General features: G+C 39.4%; 15 protein-coding genes. 6 read left to right on the top strand and 9 right to left on the bottom strand.

Annotation, left to right across the window (positions count from 1 at the left end):
- Positions 1-145: 145 nt before the first annotated feature.
- The 3 genes from I2F31_RS04085 to I2F31_RS04075 all read right to left on the bottom strand — a co-directional run bounded on the left by I2F31_RS04085 (position 146) and on the right by I2F31_RS04075 (position 2,811).
- Positions 146-1,078: an electron transfer flavoprotein subunit alpha/FixB family protein gene (locus I2F31_RS04085; protein ID WP_195768259.1), complete on the bottom strand. Its 933-nt coding sequence runs from the start codon at positions 1,076-1,078 to the stop codon at positions 146-148.
- A gap of 17 nt (positions 1,079-1,095) precedes the next feature.
- Positions 1,096-1,845: an electron transfer flavoprotein subunit beta/FixA family protein gene (locus tag I2F31_RS04080; protein ID WP_195768258.1), complete on the bottom strand. Its 750-nt coding sequence runs from the start codon at positions 1,843-1,845 to the stop codon at positions 1,096-1,098.
- A 354-nt stretch (positions 1,846-2,199) separates the two neighbouring features.
- Positions 2,200-2,811, bottom strand: a complete 612-nt coding sequence (locus tag I2F31_RS04075; protein WP_195773493.1) for a LysE family translocator — start codon at positions 2,809-2,811, stop codon at positions 2,200-2,202.
- Between the two features lie 114 nt (positions 2,812-2,925).
- Between I2F31_RS04075 and I2F31_RS04070 the strand changes: the two genes are divergently transcribed.
- The 3 genes from I2F31_RS04070 to I2F31_RS04060 are packed head-to-tail and all read left to right on the top strand — an operon-like array spanning position 2,926 to position 4,700.
- The gene (locus I2F31_RS04070; RefSeq protein WP_195768256.1) at positions 2,926-3,411 is read left to right on the top strand and encodes an Lrp/AsnC family transcriptional regulator; all 486 of its coding nucleotides are present in this window, start codon (positions 2,926-2,928) and stop codon (positions 3,409-3,411) included.
- 11 nt (positions 3,412-3,422) lie between these two features.
- Positions 3,423-4,016, top strand: a complete 594-nt coding sequence (locus tag I2F31_RS04065; RefSeq protein ID WP_195768255.1) for a GNAT family N-acetyltransferase — start codon at positions 3,423-3,425, stop codon at positions 4,014-4,016.
- Positions 4,017-4,070: 54 nt separating this feature from the next.
- The gene (locus tag I2F31_RS04060) at positions 4,071-4,700 is read left to right on the top strand and encodes an FMN-binding negative transcriptional regulator (protein WP_195768254.1); all 630 of its coding nucleotides are present in this window, start codon (positions 4,071-4,073) and stop codon (positions 4,698-4,700) included.
- On the opposite strand, the gene I2F31_RS04055 is transcribed toward I2F31_RS04060, so the two are convergent.
- From I2F31_RS04055 to I2F31_RS04035, 5 genes are all read right to left on the bottom strand, one after another.
- Positions 4,697-5,611, bottom strand: a complete 915-nt coding sequence (locus I2F31_RS04055) for a tyrosine recombinase XerC (RefSeq protein WP_195768253.1) — start codon at positions 5,609-5,611, stop codon at positions 4,697-4,699. The two genes, I2F31_RS04060 and I2F31_RS04055, sit on opposite strands and share 4 nt — an antisense overlap.
- 58 nt (positions 5,612-5,669) lie before the next feature.
- The gene (gene dapF, locus I2F31_RS04050; RefSeq protein WP_195768252.1) at positions 5,670-6,515 is read right to left on the bottom strand and encodes a diaminopimelate epimerase; all 846 of its coding nucleotides are present in this window, start codon (positions 6,513-6,515) and stop codon (positions 5,670-5,672) included.
- A gap of 2 nt (positions 6,516-6,517) precedes the next feature.
- Positions 6,518-7,768, bottom strand: coding sequence for a diaminopimelate decarboxylase (gene lysA, locus I2F31_RS04045; RefSeq protein WP_195768251.1), 1,251 nt, complete (start codon positions 7,766-7,768; stop codon positions 6,518-6,520).
- A gap of 53 nt (positions 7,769-7,821) precedes the next feature.
- Positions 7,822-8,007 carry an LPS translocon maturation chaperone LptM gene (lptM, locus tag I2F31_RS04040; RefSeq protein ID WP_195768250.1) on the bottom strand — a complete coding sequence of 62 codons (186 nt, stop codon included), beginning with the start codon at positions 8,005-8,007 and terminating at the stop codon, positions 7,822-7,824.
- Between the two features lie 291 nt (positions 8,008-8,298).
- The gene (locus I2F31_RS04035; protein ID WP_195768249.1) at positions 8,299-9,717 is read right to left on the bottom strand and encodes an amino acid permease; all 1,419 of its coding nucleotides are present in this window, start codon (positions 9,715-9,717) and stop codon (positions 8,299-8,301) included.
- A gap of 139 nt (positions 9,718-9,856) precedes the next feature.
- Here I2F31_RS04035 and radA point away from each other — a divergent pair, with 139 nt between their 5' ends.
- Positions 9,857-11,236 carry a DNA repair protein RadA gene (radA, locus tag I2F31_RS04030; protein ID WP_195768248.1) on the top strand — a complete coding sequence of 460 codons (1,380 nt, stop codon included), beginning with the start codon at positions 9,857-9,859 and terminating at the stop codon, positions 11,234-11,236.
- A gap of 103 nt (positions 11,237-11,339) precedes the next feature.
- Positions 11,340-12,341, top strand: coding sequence for a Tim44 domain-containing protein (locus I2F31_RS04025; RefSeq protein ID WP_195768247.1), 1,002 nt, complete (start codon positions 11,340-11,342; stop codon positions 12,339-12,341).
- Positions 12,342-12,379: 38 nt separating this feature from the next.
- On the opposite strand, the gene I2F31_RS04020 is transcribed toward I2F31_RS04025, so the two are convergent.
- Positions 12,380-13,555: a S1C family serine protease gene (locus tag I2F31_RS04020; protein WP_323127557.1), complete on the bottom strand. Its 1,176-nt coding sequence runs from the start codon at positions 13,553-13,555 to the stop codon at positions 12,380-12,382.
- A gap of 156 nt (positions 13,556-13,711) precedes the next feature.
- On the opposite strand from I2F31_RS04020, the gene I2F31_RS04015 reads away from it, so the two are divergent.
- The gene (locus I2F31_RS04015; RefSeq protein ID WP_195768246.1) at positions 13,712-14,470 is read left to right on the top strand and encodes a Nif3-like dinuclear metal center hexameric protein; all 759 of its coding nucleotides are present in this window, start codon (positions 13,712-13,714) and stop codon (positions 14,468-14,470) included.
- Positions 14,471-14,617 lie beyond the last annotated feature (147 nt).

The raw sequence follows: 14,617 nt of genomic DNA, 5'->3' as shown, positions 1-14,617 counted from the left end.
TATTTTTATATGCAATATTATGATAATTGTTTGCTACAAAATATTGAATCTATATCTAGAAAAGCAAAGTGGGATTCGACCACATGAATAGACTTTCAAACATAAAAAAACGCCCCAATTTAGAGGCGTTTTTATAAAAAATGATTTAAATTTTTGCAGTCAGCTCTGGTACAACCTCATTTAGGTCGCCCACTAACCAATAATCAGCAACAGCATTGATTGGTGCTTCTTCATCTTTGTTAATCGCCACAATCACTTTAGAGTCTTTCATACCAGCAAGATGCTGAATCGCACCCGAGATCCCTGCAGCAATATATAAATCAGGTGCAACAATTTTACCTGTTTGCCCCACTTGCATATCATTTGGTACAAAGCCCGCATCGACTGCCGCACGAGATGCACCTTGCGCAGCCCCTAGCTTATCTGCCAATGGGTCAAGTACCGCATGGTAGTTTTCAGCAGAACCCACACCACGCCCACCAGAAACCACAACACGGGCAGCTGAAAGCTCTGGACGCTCTGTTTTAATGATTTGCTCTGCCACAAAACGAGAGACTTGAGCATCTTCTACAATGCTAACTGCTTCTACAGTCGCAGAACCGCCTGTATTTGCAACCGCATCAAACGCAGTTGTACGCACAGTTGCAACAATAACTGTTTCGTCTGATTGTACAGTGGCAATCGCATTACCTGCATAAATTGCACGTTTAAAGGTATTTTCAGACTCTACAGCAATCACATCTGTAACCATGCTTACATCAAGCAATGCAGCAACACGTGGTAAAATATTTTTACCGAAAGTCGTTGATGCTGCCAATACATGGCGATAGCCTTTTGCAAGCTCAACAACCAATGCAGATACATTCTCTGCCAATTGGTGTGCATATACAGCATGATCTGCAACTAAAACTTTAGCAACACCTGCAACAGTTTTTGCTTGCTCAGCAACAGCTGTAACATTCTCACCGACAACCAACAAAGTAATCTCTGCACCCATTTTCTGAGCTGCTGTCACAACATGTAAAGTCGCACCATTTAATGCTGTATTATCATGTTCAGCAATAACCAAAATACTCATGACTTATCCTTTTCGTATCAGATCACTTTAGCTTCATTTTTAAGCTTTTCTACAAGCTCATCAACAGAATTCACACGTACACCTGCTTTACGCTCAGCAGGATTTTCCACACGCACTGTTTTTAATTTTGTACCTGCGGTCACGCCATAATCTGCCAAAGTTTTAACGACTAAAGGTTTTTTACGTGCTTTCATAATGTCAGGTAATTTGACATAACGAGGTTCATTTAAACGTAAATCTGCGGTCACTACAGCAGGCAATGTTAATGCAACTGTTTGTAAGCCACCATCAACCTCACGTACAACCTGTACTTGTTCTGCTTCAACTTGAATTTCTGAAGCAAACGTTGCTTGACCTGAACCAAGTAAAGCACTGAGCATTTGACCCACTTGGTTTGAGTCATCATCAATGGCTTGTTTACCCAGTAAAATGAGTTGAGGCTGCTCTTCAGCTACAATACCTTTAAGTACTTTCGCAACTTCAAGCGCACCAATTTCATCATTTGTTTCAACTAAAATCGCACGGTCGCCACCTAATGCCATAGATGAACGAAGTTGCTCTTGAGATTCTTTTGCACCTACAGAAACAACTACAATCTCAGAGACAATGCCTTTTTCTTTTAGACGTACTGCTTCTTCAACAGCAATTTCACAAAATGGATTGATTGACATTTTGACATTGGTCAAATCAACACCACTATTGTCTTGCTTAATGCGAACCTTCACATTAGCATCTACTACACGTTTGACTGCAACAAGAGCCTTCATGTGGTCCTCGGCTATATGTTTAAATAATATAGAAGGAAAAGCAAAATGCTTTTCAAGCTTGTTTTCGGTGCTTATCTTGCATTGATGTAGCCAATTTGGTCAAGCAACAATTCTGTATCGGTACTGTTTTTTTTATTAAAATATCGCATTCATCTGAAATTTTATTGTAGGTATTCAGACAAATACGACCAAAAGATAAAATTAATTACAATAAAAACATAGCATTAACAGCAAAAAACCAATGAGCCACATATAATATTTACTGATATCTAACATAAAAAATATTCAGCCTACTCATATGCTAACTTTGCATATTTTGACCATTTGGTTTTTTGCCAACCCACTACAAAAGGCTCATGAATTTGAAAGCATCCATGTTGCCGCCAACATAATTAAACTTCCTGAGCCAATATCTATCCATTTTTGTTGCTTGGCTTGAATACTTCGACCACGCACCACATGCGCAAAGACCACACTTAATAAGCTATACACCACAAGGCACAAACCAATAAAAATAAAGGATAACATTAAACCCTGCACCACGGTATTGCCTTGCTTATCTATAAATTGCGGTAAAATCGCAAAATAAATCAGCATCCCTTTAGGGTTTAAAAGTGCAGTAAAAAAACCTTTTTTTACTGGGCTTTTTGCCACTTTTTTATTAAAGCTTAAGTCACTGCCTTTGGTTAATGCTGTACGAAATAAAGTAAATGCTAAAAACAACAAATAGCCCACACCAATATAACGAATCATTTCAAATAAAACAGGATAAGCCACAATAATGGCTGAGATGCCCAAAGCAACTAAAACCGAGTGCACCATATAACCCATACATACACCTGATGTTGCCATAATGCCCGCTTTTGCATCTTCCCCCATCACTTGCGACAAGATAAATAGCATATCTGGGCCAGGTGTAAAAATAAGTGGAATAATCGTCAGTGCAAATAGTGTTAAATCAGACACTTGGGGAACTCTCTGTTCAGGTTGAAATTATTTTTGTATTATCTAAATTTATCTATAAAATAGGCTATCAAATATTCTATAATTTCATTTATTTTTAGAATTTAATGTGAATAAATGAAATTTAATGCATCAGAAATTCGAGTAAAGCTCGACAGAATAGACAGAAATATTATTCGACACTTACAAAAAAATGGGCGTATTCAAAATAACGATTTAGCCAAAGAAATTGGGTTTTCTCCATCTTCATGTTTACGGCGAGTAAAAATACTTGAAGATGCGGGCGTGATTGAGAGTTACACCACGGTCGTTAACCCACATAAAGTTGGCTTACAGCTTATTTTATTTTCCAGAATTTGGCTGATTGGGCAAGATGCTGAAACCATCAATACCTTTATAGAGGCGATGAAAGAACTACCTCAAGTCATGGACTGCTATATTATTTTAGGAGAGTGTGATGCAATGCTTAAGGTGGTGGTGGCAGATTTAGAAAGTTATCGTAACTTCCAGTCTAGCCATTTGACCAAAAAAAATGGTATTACTAGCGTGAAGACCGATTTACCGAGTCAAATTATTAAACAAAGTTACCAACTACCACTATAAATGAGAAAAATATGTCTTTTGTACAACCCATACAACTTTCAAAAAACGGTGTATTACTTGAACCACTCACACACGAACACTTACATGGCCTCACCAATGCCTGTAAAGATGGTGAGTTATGGAAAGTGCGTGTAACCTCTGCACCCGCACCAGATGAAGTCAAACAGTACATCAATACAGCACTTGAACAAAAACAACACGGGCATCGTTTTGCCTTTGCCGTCATAGAGCAAAGTACAGGACAAGTGATTGGTACAACCAGTTATCATGATATTTTAGCCAATGTAAAGCGAGTAGAAATTGGCTACACATGGTATGCCAAGCATGTACAACGCACACACGTCAACACCACCTGTAAACTACTCCTTTTAGAGCATGCATTTGAAGTATTAGGCTGTCATATTGTTGCTTTACGCACCGATATTTTTAACTTTAAAAGCCAACGTGCGATTGAACGTTTAGGTGCAAAAAAAGATGGCGTCATTCGTGGTAATGCACTTCGCAGAGACAACACGATTCGAGACACCGTGATGTACAGTATAAGCTCAAGTGAATGGCCAAATATTAAAGCCCATTTGATTGACTTATTATCGCAACATGCTTGAATCTATCATTTTTTTAGTTATGATGAAACATAGCCATATCAAAGATATTTTGCCATGTTTCAGCCAACACAATACCAAGAACATGATTTAGAGACATTACAACAATTTATTAGCACGCATAATTTTGCAACGCTCATGAGTTATAACTCAACCCATGAGCAAATTGAGGCAGATCACCTGCCTTTTCTTTTAGACACAAAACAAGGCACATACGGCACACTCAGTGCACATATTGCAAAAGCCAATCCATTATATAAAAACATTCAACAAAACCAGTCTGTGCTACTCAGCTTTCAGGGTGATCAGCAGTACATCAGTCCCAATTGGTATCCAAGTAAACAAGATCACCACCGTGCTGTACCCACATGGAATTATATGGTGGTACATGTAAGAGGTCGCTTACGCTGTATTGATGATGAAAAGTCGCTACTTGCACTGCTTGGACGTTTAACACGACAGCATGAAGCGAGCCAAAACACGCCTTGGAAAATGAAAGATGCCCCTGCAGACTACATCAATGCATTACTCAAAGACATTGCAATTATTTATATTGAAATTGATAGCATTGTAGGGCAATTTAAAACCAGTCAAGACCGCCCAAATACCGATAAAGTAAAGGTTGCAGAAGCATTAAAGACAACTGCTCCTGAAATGTCAGCACATATTAAACAACACACAGATTAGTGTTTTTGTATCGCTCGAGGGTGACTTTTATCGTACACCTCTGCCAATCGTTCAAAATCTAAATGGGTATAAATTTGCGTGGTTGATAAATTACTGTGACCTAACATTTCTTGTACAGCTCTTAAGTCACCACTTGCAGATAGCATATGACTGGCAAAACAGTGTCTTAATAAATGCGGGTGTAGATTAATATTTACTCCTGCACGTTGTGCTTGAAACTTAACACGATTTTCAATTTGTCTATTGCTTAAAGCATTGCCTTTTTGAGAAACAAAGACTGCATCTATGGCTTCAAACTTGCCCTTCCAAATACGGTATACCACAAGCCATGCAACCAATGCTTGTTTGGCTTTTTCCCCAAATGGAATCACACGCTCTTTGTTTCCCTTACCTACAACACGAAGTAACCTTCGATTAAAATCTATATCGTTAAAACATAATCCTTGTATTTCAGACAATCGCATACCACTGGTATATAGTAACTCTAAAATGGCTTTATCTCTTAACCACAATTGTTGGTCTATTACACCCTCAGGGGATTTTTGATCTAATATTTGTATAATTGTTTCGGTATCGACTAAACCGGGCAAGGCACGTGCCTGACGTTTAAGCTGAAAGTCTGCGGAAAAATTTTGCACAATTAAATGGTTTTCAGTCACCCATTTCATAAACTGCCGAATGGCACTGAGTTGACGTTGCAAACTACTTGAACTCAAATGACCATGCTCAACACGCAAGGTCAAATACTCTCTTAAATCAGATGCTTCTATATCTTGTAATGCTAAGTGTTTTTTATCACAAAAATGAATAAAGTCGGTTAAGTCCCGCCGATATGCATCGAGCGTATGCTCAGATTGGTTTTGTCTTTTCCGAACATTTAACCAACTATCTAACCAATACCATGTATCCATGATGATTATTACTCAAATTTTGCCAAGCTCACATCAGAGCAAGCTTGGCATAGGCTCATTAGTGTTGAAAATAACTTAAATCCAAACGGCCTTCGTATACTGTTGCCGTTGGGCCTGTCATATACACCACACCACCTTCTTGCCAAGAAATATGTAAACGACCACCTGCAAGTTCAATTTCCACATCGTCAGACAACAACCCACGACGCATCGCACTCACCGCAGCTGCACATGCTCCAGTACCACAGGCCAACGTTTCACCAACACCACGCTCAAACACACGCAAACGGGCTTGTTTTTCATTCAGAATTTGTAAAAACCCTGCATTAACCCGATTTGGAAAACGAAGGTGCTTTTCAATTTGTGGACCTAGACGTGCAACATCAACTTGTAATATATCAGGTACAACCGTCACAGCATGTGGGTTGCCCATATTAACCACGTCTATTTTAATGGTTAACTGATCTGCTAACTCTAGGTCATACAACCCATCACTTACATCTGCTGTAAAAGGAATTTCATGGGGTAAAAACTTAGGTTGCCCCATATTCACTCGCACCCAGCCGTTTACACCAAGCTCAGGCTCTACCACACCAGATTTAGTTTGTACTTTAATCTTCGTTTTACGAGTCAACTTACGATCATGCACAAAGCGAGCAAAACAGCGTACACCATTACCGCACTGCTCAACTTCAGAACCATCTGCGTTAAAAATACGGTACTTAAAATCAACATTTGGTAACTCAGGTGGCTCAACAATCAATAGTTGATCAAAACCAATACCAAAATGACGGTCAGCTAAACGCTGAATGGTCAATGGGTCAAAATGGGCTTGTTGGCTAATCAGGTCAACCACCATAAAGTCGTTACCCAAGCCATGCATTTTACTAAATTCAAGTAACATGATTATTCCTCAGGTAAAAATTGTTCTTTTTCCCACAGTGACTCAATGGTTTCACGCTCACGAATTAAGTGAGCTTGATTTCCATTCACCATCACCTCTGCCGCACGGGCACGGGTATTGTAGTTTGAGCTCATTACAAAACCGTAAGCACCTGCACCCAAAACAGCCAGCGTGTCATTGTCTTTTAAGTTCAACTCACGGTCTTTTGCGAGAAAGTCACCTGTTTCACAGATTGCCCCAACAATATCCCATACTTTGCTTTCACCCTCAGCTCTTGGTGTTACAGACTGAATATCCATCCACGCTTGATATAAAGATGGGCGGATTAAATCATTCATGGCTGCATCAACAATGGCAAAATTACGGTGGCTTGTTGGTTTAAGTAAATCTACTTTAGTCAACAAAATACCTGCATTGGCACTAATGCTTCGGCCTGGCTCCATATACACTTTCAACCCTAAACGCTCAAGTGCTGGGCGGAGTGCTTGTGCAAATTCATCTACAGTTGGTGGTATTTCATCTTTATAAACCACACCCAAACCACCACCGATATCAATATGCTCTAGCTCAATACCAATCTCTTTCAACTGGGAAATCATGACTTCTAAACGAGCTAAAGCATCTTCAAAGGGCTGTGTTTCTGTGAGCTGTGAACCAATATGACAATCAATACCAATGATATTTAAGTGTGGCAAACTATGCGCATAACGATAGGTTTCTAATACCGCATCACTTTGAATACCAAATTTATTTTCTTTTAGCCCTGTTGAAATATATGGATGCGTATTTGCATCTACATCTGGGTTTACACGTAAAGAAATCGGCGCTTTTACATTCAGTTTTGCAGCCACTTTTTCAATACGGTCCAACTCTGCATACGACTCTACATTAAAGCATGCAATACCCACCTGTAATGCTTTTTCAATGTCAGCTTCTGACTTACCTAAACCTGAAAACACAATTTTTTCTGCATTACCACCTGCCGCTAACACACGCGCAAGCTCTCCACCTGTGACAATATCGAACCCTGCACCCATTTTAGATAACACACGAAGTACAGCCAAATTCGAATTTGACTTCACCGCATAACACACTTGATGCGGTATATAAGAAAATGCCTGATCTAATTCAAGGTAGTGTTTTTCAAATGTGGCTTTAGAGTATACATATAAAGGTGTGCCAAACTGTTGTGCTAATTGTTCTAAATTACACTGCTCAGCATGTAAAATCCCATCTATACGGGTAAAGCTCATAAATAATTCCTACTTATCAATACACAATTTTTGTATATAAAATATGTCTAAGTTTACTGTTTTGAAGGTGCGTTTGAATCTTTTTGATTATTCACTGCACTGTCTGATGGGTGCCAAAGCAAATACTTAGGTCGAGTGTCTAGGTCAGGATCATTGGTCAGTTGTAATGCACCAGATTGTCCACAACCAGATAAAACACTCAGTAAAAGCAACCCAATGATGTAGTGTACTTTGTGCATATCCCGCCCTGCTTAATGTGTGAGTTAAAATGAAGTATAGCGTGATGTCTATGGCTTTGAAATGAAATAATCAAAGATGTTGTACTAAAATAAAGCTGTAGCCTTTGCTCTAGTCGTTCAAATTGTATTCATAAAAGATTTTATAGTACCGAGACCTACATCAAACACCATCCCAAAACTGCACCATACTTACACAAAAAAGCACCATATTAGCTCAATGAATAACCTCAAAGAACCAACATAGTGCATACTTAGATTAAATATCTGAAAGATCTAAGCGCAATTTCTTAATTAGAATTGCTTTTTATCTGACTCAGCTTTAGTTTTTGGCTTGTAGAAACCATAATAACCTATCGCCAATACAATTAACCAAATTGGGCTAACCATCAGTGATTTACGCGTGTCGTCTTCTAGGCTTAAAATACCAATCGTAAATAAGAAGAACACAATGACTGCATAACACATTGCTACGCCACCAGGCATTTTGAATTTTGATTTTGCATGCAATTCTGGACGTAATTTACGATAGCGAATGTAGCAAACTAAAATAATAATCCAAACAGACATGAATAAAATCGTACACAATGTACCTGCAAGCGTGAACGCTTCAATGGTATTTGGTACGAAGTATTGTAGGAGTGATCCCCCCATAATACATGCACAAGAGAAGATCAAACCATTTGCTGGCACACCATTTTTAGTTAAGAAACTCATAAGTTTTGGTGCTTGACCATCTTTAGCCAAACCAAACATCATACGGCTTGTAGAGAATACACCACTGTTCATTGATGACATGACAGAAGACAATACCACTAAGTTCATGATGATTGCTGCTGTTGGAATGCCTGCCATTAAGAATAGTTCAACGAATGGGCTACGGTCTGCTTTAACTTCTGTCCATGGCGTTACAGACATAACCACCACTAATGACAGCACATAGAACAAAATCACACGAACAGGAATAGAGTTAATTGCTTTTGGTAAGTTTTTCTCTGGATCTTTGGTTTCAGCAGCTGTTGTACCAACAAGCTCAACCCCCATAAAAGCAAAGATTGCGATTTGGAAGCCTGCCAAGAAACCACTCATACCATGTGGGAAAATACCACCATGGTTCCAAATATTACTTAATGATGCTGTTGTACCATTTGGTGACTGGAAGCCTGTCGCCACCATGTAAATACCGATCAGTACTAATGCAATAATGGCAACAATTTTAATAATTGCAAACCAAAATTCAACTTCACCAAATAGCTTTACAGTCATTAAATTCAGTACAAACAAGAACAACACACAACCTGCACTAATCATGGCTTGGTCTACAGGTGAGAAAGTTGCTCCTGCAGGCAACCAAAAGGATAAATAACTGACCACGGCGGTTAAGTCTGCCATGCCCACTAAAACCCAACCAATCCAATACGTCCAACCTACATAAAAGCCAACACCTGGGCCAAGTAGATCATACGCCATATCTACAAATGATTTATAATTTAAATTTGAAAGTAATAATTCACCAAGTGCACGCATGAGAAAAAAAATCATGGTGCCGATGATCATGTAAATAAGTAAAATCGATGGCCCAGCCAACGAAATTGTTTTCCCCGACCCCATAAACAAACCCGTACCAATTGCACCACCAATGGCAATCAACTGTAAGTGACGGTTTGTTAAATTACGTTGTAAATCTGAAGAATGCTCATGTTGTACAGTCATTCAGTGTCTTCCCACAATATATTTATACATTATTATAAGCAAAAACTATTCCAATTTAACAGAGAAGCCACTGCGTTTTTTCTACTCGTTCAATAAAAAGCATGAGATAATCACTTACAATCCAGTTAATACTTAAATTATGAGCAAAGTCAAAACCGTATATCGCTGTGAACAATGTGGTGCAGATCATTCAAAATGGGCGGGCCAATGTACAGACTGTGGTGAATGGAACTCACTGCTTGAAGTGCGTTTGGATAATTCAACAACCCACCGAGCAAAGCCAAAAGTCAGTGGTTATGCAGGTCAAGTGTCACAGATCACCACTTTAAACCAAGTTTCTATTTCACATGAGTCTAGACTAAATACAGGCATTAGTGAGTTTGACCGCGTGTTAGGAGGCGGACTTGTCACAGGTTCAGTTGTACTGATTGGCGGTGACCCTGGGATTGGTAAATCTACGATTTTGCTACAAACAGCAACTTATATGGCCACCCCTCAACGTGCTGCACTTTACGTCACAGGAGAAGAGTCATTATCTCAAGTGGCTTTGCGTGCGCAACGTTTAGAACTCGATGCCTCACACCTTAAAGTCATGGCCGAAACATGTGTAGAACGTATTTGTGAGGCCTTAGCACAAGAACGCCCTGCAGTTGCCATTTTAGACTCTATACAAACACTATATACAGAAACCATTCAATCTGCCCCAGGCGGTGTTTCTCAAATACGAGAGTCAGCGGCTTTACTCACCCGTTTTGCAAAACATAGTGGTACAGCTTTATTTATTGTAGGTCATGTCACTAAAGAAGGGGCTTTAGCAGGCCCTCGTGTACTTGAGCATATGGTGGACTGCGTTTTGTACTTTGAAGGTCAATCTGACTCTAGATACCGTATGATTCGTGCTGTCAAAAACCGCTTTGGTGCGGTTAATGAACTTGGTGTATTTGGCATGACGGACAGAGGGTTAAAAGAAGTTTCAAACCCATCTGCCATTTTTCTAAGTCGTTATGATGAACCGATTGCTGGCTCTGTGGTCATGGTCAGCCGTGAAGGTACTCGCCCACTCTTGGTTGAAGTACAAGCCTTGGTCGATGATGCACATGGACAAGCTCGAAGAGTGTCTCTTGGCTTAGATCAAAATAGACTCAATATGTTATTGGCAGTGATGCATCGGCATGGCGGCATTCAAACCACAGGCCAAGATGTCTATGTAAATATAGTCGGTGGCTTGAAAATTACCGAAACAGGGTCTGATTTGGCCGTACTATTGGCATGTGCATCTAGTTTAAGAGGCAAGGCCTTCCCTCAACAACTCGCTGTATTTGGAGAAGTTGGACTCTCTGGCGAAATTCGCCCTGTACCTAACGGGCAAGAGCGACTTAAAGAGGCTGTGAAGCATGGCTTTGAATATATTATTTTACCAAGAGCCAATGCACCTCAAAAACCAATTAAAGGCATTAAAGTGATTGCTGTTGCTCGTTTACACGAAGCTTTGGCTGAAGCACTACAATTAGAACAGTAAATATCGCTACATTTTGTTATTTTTTACCCCTAGCTATTGAATTTTTGCATATTAACTGCATAAATGTAGTCTTAACTTTGTTTAATTTTCATAGGAAAAATTAATGAAATTACGCCAACGTGGCTTAGTTGCTGCTATTTTAATGGCAACTTTGGTGGTTTCACCGTTAGTAGAAGCAAAACGTGCTGGTAGTGGTAAAAGCCAAGGTATGCAGCGTTCTGTGGCTCCAAGCCAATCAAGACAGCAAGCACCTTTGCAACAACAACGTGTACCGCAACAAGCACCTATTGCTGCACAGCAAAAAACAGGTTCTAACACAGGTAAAATGATTGCGGCAGGTGTTGCAGGTGCTGCAGTGGGTGCAATTGCAGCCAATGCACTAGCAGATGACAAAACAGCAACGCATTCAAATACCGCAACAGCAAGTGCATCTCAACCTGCTGAAGTGAAAAAAGAATCTGCTCAACAACCTGAAGAAAAAAAATCTGGCATTCCTTCTTGGATTTGGCTGATTTTAATTGCAGGTGCTGCATTTTTCATTTTTCGTAAAATGGGTGCAAAAAAAAAATTAGAGAACAGTAATCCATATGCTCCAAATAGTGGTGGTACAGCAACATCACCGTTTGGACAAAACAACACACAAAACACAAATAGCAATATTTATGGGCAAAGTGTTGGTGGTGGTTCTGTAAATTCAAATACTGCACCATTTGCAACAAACAACACTGGTGCGTTGCCAGATGGTACAGAGCAAAGTGCTTTCCTACGTATTGCACGTCAGCGTTTTAACCACATTCAATCTATGAATACAGCAAGTAACATTGAAGAGATTCGTCGCTATTTAACAAGCGACCTTTATAACTCAATGTACCAAGACATTATGGCAAACCGTGACCAAGATGTTGCTGAGTTCCAAAACCTAAATGCTGAACTTGCAGATACAGCGACTGAAAATGGTCAATATATTGCAAGTGTTCGTTTTACTGGTTTGGTATCAGAAGACTTAAACAGTCAACCACAACCATTCACAGAAGTTTGGCACTTTGTTAAGCCAATCAATACGCAACAAGATTGGTTAGTCGCTGGTATTCAAGTTGAAAGTTAATCACCAATAAAAAATAGCCTCACATGAGGCTATTTTTTTTATCTGTTTGGTAACGGTATATATTCAGATTGACTACGTTTATTTTTCCTTTCGCCAACGACAACCATCAGTGTTAACGGTTGCATATCTCTGAGTATTTCTAATTTCACCGTACTTCCCGGTGGCTGTAAAGCAACATAATTAATCAAATGTGATGCCGAAGATACCCCTAAGCCATTTACACGCAAAATACGATCTTTCGCACGCACACCTGCCTGTGCACTTGGGCCAGATGACAGCACGCTTGCCACTTCCACACTATCGTTCATTTGCGTCACATCATCACTATACTGCGTTGGAACTAAACTTAAACCCAACCAACCTCGCGTTACCTTACCGTCTTTTAGAATAGACTCAAATACATGCTGACAAACTTTTGCGGGAATCGCAAAGCCTATACCAAGTGATCCACCTGACTGAGAAAATATTGCTGTATTTAAACCAATCAGCTGACCATTCACATCAACCAAAGCACCACCTGAGTTACCTGGATTAATAGCCGCATCTGTTTGAATAAAATCTTCGTATGTATTAATACCTAAATCTGAACGTCCTAATGCTGAAATAATCCCTTGGGTTACTGTTTGTCCCACACCAAATGGGTTACCTATGGCAAGGACAACATCACCAACCTCATTACCATGTAGCTTAAAAGACATGACAGGTAAATTCGCTAAATCGACTTTTATTACAGCTAAATCGGTGTCTGGATCTGTCCCCACAACATGAGCAACCGCACGGCGACCATCTTTTAATGCAACAATAATCTTATCGGCTTGAGTAATCACATGGTTGTTCGTCAAAATATATCCATCTGCTCTAACAACAACCCCAGACCCTAAGTTATTTTCATTTTTATTTTTTAAATCAGGGAGTTGGTTTCCCAAAAACTCTCGAATACCATTTTCACTGGATAATACTCGCCCCTGATTTTTAACTTTCTGGGTGGTAAATATATTTACCACTGCAGGAGCCGCTACTTTCACAGCATAGCGATACGATACACCAGCAGACTCATCTTGCTTAGATACTAGCTTATTATCACTACCCACGGGATCAGAAGATGCCACAGGTTGACTCATCAACTGCAGTGTGTGCAACTTTTGCCACTCCCAAAAGAAGCAAATCACAATCACCAATATTGCCCACGGCAACCATTTCAATGCTCTACTCACAAAAACACCCTCATTGAACGATTTTAAGGTATTGATACCTATTATTTTATCATTTATTTTGAATCTATATTTTACGAGACCAAATATCTAATTTAACATATTGCGATCATGAATATGTTATTTAAACAAATATCAACTTTTGAGCAGATATAGGCAATGGCACAGCTTCACGAAATTATTAAATGGTGTGACCACACCTTAAAAAGCAACGAATTTAAAGATTATGCACCTAATGGTTTACAAATTGAGGGGATAAATGAAGTAAATTCAATTACTTGTGCAGTTACTGCATCTTTAGATGCCATAGAGGCATGTATTAAAAATGGCTCCAAAGTACTTTTAGTGCATCATGGTTACTTTTGGAAAGGTGAAGCCTACCCCATTACAGGAATGCGTGGCAACAGAATTAAAAAATTAATTCAACATGAAATTTCCTTAGTCGCCTATCATTTACCATTAGATTCCCACCCAACGCTTGGCAACAATGCGGCTATTGCAGAGATTTTAGGCTTACAAGATGTTAGTGCGCTCGACCCAAATCAAAAACATGCTATTGGTAATATTGGCATTCTACCCGAACCAGTCACAGCACATAACTTTCAACAAAAGCTTGCTCAATCACTACAGCCACAGATTTTGCACTTAGCTGCCAATAAAACACATGTTCAAAAAATCGGTTTCTGTACAGGAGCAGCACAAGATTTTATTTCACATGCCGCTGAACAAGGTTGCGATGCCTATTTATCTGGCGAAGTAAGCGAGCGAACATTTTATGAAGCCAAAGAGCTTGATGTGCATTATTATGCATGTGGACATCATGCAACTGAACGTTATGGCGTACAACGCTTAGCACAGGCAGTATGTGAGCAGTTTGATTTAGAATACCACTACTTTGAGCAAAACAATCCTGTATAAATGATTGTAGTAAACCAATACACCTTTGGCTAAAACCATCTAAAACACCAAATACTCTACTCGTCATTTTGACTAAAAACAGATTGACCGTCGTAGAGTAAATTCGTAAAAAATATTTAGGCATATTTTTTGCTTATCCTGAGCTAC

The sequence above is a fragment of the Acinetobacter rathckeae genome, from assembly GCF_015627125.1.
In the GTDB taxonomy this organism is placed as follows: Bacteria; Pseudomonadota; Gammaproteobacteria; order Pseudomonadales; family Moraxellaceae; genus Acinetobacter; species Acinetobacter rathckeae.
The sequence above is the reverse complement of the archived record's forward strand: the minus strand, read 5'-3'. Positions and strand labels throughout refer to the sequence as shown.